Here is a 3,110-nt window from a genome sequence, read left to right on the forward strand (position 1 = left end):
TTAGCCGAAACCCGTCACCATGAGGAACATTTACACGAAACCATGCTTTCGCGGGTGGCCCAGGAAAGCGATCGCGCACTTGGAGCTGGTTCGGAACCTAATCACAGTATGGCGGACGAACAAGCACGGGAACTGTTAGCCGAAACCCGTCACCATGAGGAACATTTACACGAAACCATGCTTTCGCGGGCGGCCCAGGAAAGCGATCGCGCACGTGGAGCTGGTTCGGAGCCTAATCACAGTATGGCGGACGAACAGGCGCGGGAACTGTTAGCCGAAACCCGTCACCATGACGAACATATCCACGAAACGATGCTGTCGCGGTCTAGTGAGGGATATTAGCAATAGTAGAGGTAGAGTTAGCATAGCCCCATGAGGGGAGACAAAACCACCTAGGAAGGTAGTTAGCAACCTACTTTCTTAGGTGGTAGATCTGGCTAATTATCGCCCAATGTTCCGACTGAATTAACTTGGCAATTTCCGTATTGTTCCGGTGGAATAATCACATCAGTCAGCCAGAGACTTTGAACATCATCCTCTCGGAGCCAGCCTCTGTCTCCTGGCTGTAGGGTGGTGATTTCCTCTAGGTTATCTATGGGTTGATTAATCCCTTGAGGGTCGGAGTCGTCCAATTCTGTCGGTAAAGGGGTATTATTGTCTGGTGTAGCTAGATTATGCGATGAGGGAACCGAACACACTTTTAACTCTACCCAAGTTCCGTCATTTTGGGTTGTTTGTCGTTCGAGAACCTGAAAGACACTATTGCTAGGAACTTCCCCTTTTAATTCCCCTTCCACAAAGTCTTGGTGCAATACAATAGGACTTGGGGGGATGTTATTCTGTATAGTGCGAGCAGAACTCAATTGGATGACTGATCCAAGCGGAACACCTGCGCCATAGGGGACAGTTGGGGTAGGGAGAGAAGGATCAGCGGGTCTGGTGGTAAGGGGGGTGCTAGTAGGCGGTTCGTCGGGTTCTGTGGTCTGATCACCCCCTAGGAATGTCCAAGCTAAGGCCCCGCCAATACCCAACAGTATTAAAATGCCTAATGATAATAACCAAATTGAACGGCTTTTGTTTTTGTCAACTACAATTAATTCGGTTTGCATAGCTGAGTCGTCAGAACCGCTGAGGTCTGATGAGCTATCGGCTATGGTGTCATCGTTGAGACTAATGGCGGTAGGAACGGAAATTTCCGGTAAGTCTTGAATTGTCTTGGGGGAAACTTGAAAATGCAGTAGGGCGATGGTAACGTTATCATGGCCGTTTTGGGTGTTGGCAATTTTCAAGAGGCGATCTCGTACTGATGGGAGGGTAGTTTGACCCTGCAAAACTGGTAAGATTTCGCTCTCCCAATATTGTTCTACCCGATCGCGATCGCTCAATCCATCGGAACATAGGACAAAGATACAATCGGAGTCAACGGGAAATCTCTGGATGGTAGGATGTAAATTGAGAGAGTGGGTAATTCCGAGGGCTTGAATTAGGGCTCCCGATGATACTTGCTGTAATGCTTCACGATAGATAGTATAGCCTAGTCTAACTTCTCGGGAGGCGACATCATCATCAAGGGTAACCTGGTAGCAACCCTCAGGTGTAATCCAGTAGGCGCGGGAGTCTCCAATATGGGTTAAATATATTTCATGAACATGAGCCAAAGCCATGACTATAGTAGTTCCCATGCGTTGACGACCCTGGCGCTCTTCGGTATCATTGCGATCGCTAATGGCATCGTTAGCAATACTAATGGCTCGCTTCAACCGATTGGTCAAGGAAAGGGGGTCCCAATTGGCGGGATGTAGGGGAATTTTTTCCATTTGTTCCCGTACAATTTCAATAGCTAAACCAGAAGCCACCTCGCCGCCTTCCTGTCCGCCAATACCATCGCAGACAATAGCCAAAGCCATGGAGTTTTCATCAATACCATCGTTGTACGCGGACCGATAGCAGGCATCCTCATTATGCGATCGCGTAGGACCTGCATCTGTGACGGTGACAATATCGACTTGTCTTTCTAAAGACCGTCCACAAATGACTAAGGCTTGGTCTAGTTGACTGGCCAAGCGCATCGACTTTCTAATTTCCCCGGCTATCAGTTGTTGGGTAAGTTGTTCCAAAAATTTCTGAATCCGGCGATCTGCTGTAGGAATTAACGATTGCCAAACTGACCCCAGTTGAGATAGTCCTGCGGCTTTAGCTTGGTAGCGTAATTCCAATAATCTGACCAGAGGCCCTTCTACCCGCAGCAGGTCAAAATCAAGTAGACTGGAAGCGACCCCCTGACAACTCAAGGGATACCACAATGTAGCTATCTGCCATAACCAGCTTAATTGACGCATGGCTGATGTTTCTTCCCAGACTTGGGATAGTAATGGTCGAAGTTCCCCCGACTTAGGTTCAATGGGGCATCCTTCTAACAGCCATATATCTTTTTTTAGGGGACTTTTGGCTGCAGGTATCCACCCATAGACCTGGGGAATGTGGAGTCGCTCAGAAAACAGTTTCAGGTAACAGGAAATCTCCTCGGCGGTAATATCATTTCCGGGAGTTTGCGGAAGTTGTTCGGGTTGAGTGTCCACAAAAATACGACCGCCCTGGCTGAGATAGCGATCGGCAATCAAAGTTCCAGCGGGCATATCCTCAAAGCCCGTAACGAGCGCCCATAGATAGTATTTTCGCATATCATTTTGCATAGAGGGTTCTCACATCTGGAGTAGCCACCAAATTGGGTTCAGGGAATATTTGGATACCAGACCAGAGTGTCTCGTTTCATACCAATACAATCGAGGGTTACGACACAGACAGCAGCCAAGCATTGGAACAACAACACATAGAGTGGTGCAGAAGGGGCGCGTGCGTCACGAAATGTAATCTTTTCGTGTTTTCCGAAAATTGTCGGGATGTGACGCACCCTACAGTTATTGGCGCTGAGTGACTGGCTGGTGTGAACTATTGTAGCGCTTATTATCTCCCAGTATAGTTATCATAGGACCGGGATTTATAGCACAAGACAGAAAAGTTAGGACGTATAGCACAAGACAGGAAAGTTAGGACGTATAGCACTAGTCAATACGGTTAGGACGCAGCCTTGAGAACAGAATCCATGGCAG

General features: G+C 48.1%; 2 protein-coding genes. One reads left to right on the forward strand and one right to left on the reverse strand.

Features of this window, described 5'->3' with window-relative positions; translation table 11 throughout:
• Positions 1 to 342: hypothetical protein (locus P5683_RS22755; protein WP_315669484.1), on the forward strand; the 342-nt coding region annotated here is incomplete at its 5' end.
• Positions 343 to 437: 95 nt separating this feature from the next.
• Here the strand turns inward: P5683_RS22755 and P5683_RS22760 are convergent.
• Entirely contained in the window at positions 438 to 2,693 is a 2,256-nt protein-coding gene (locus P5683_RS22760; protein ID WP_006626155.1) for a PP2C family serine/threonine-protein phosphatase, read from the reverse strand.
• Between the last annotated feature and the right edge of the window lie 417 nt (positions 2,694 to 3,110).

The sequence above is a fragment of the Limnospira sp. PMC 1279.21 genome (assembly GCF_032349615.1).
Classification (GTDB): Bacteria; Cyanobacteriota; Cyanobacteriia; order Cyanobacteriales; family Microcoleaceae; genus Limnospira; species Limnospira fusiformis.

What these genes read in the sequence shown, in the direction of transcription:
- P5683_RS22760 (WP_006626155.1), bottom strand. Translation starts at nt 2,693, where the DNA reads ATGCAAAATGATATGCGAAAATACTATCTATGGGCGCTCGTTACGGGC.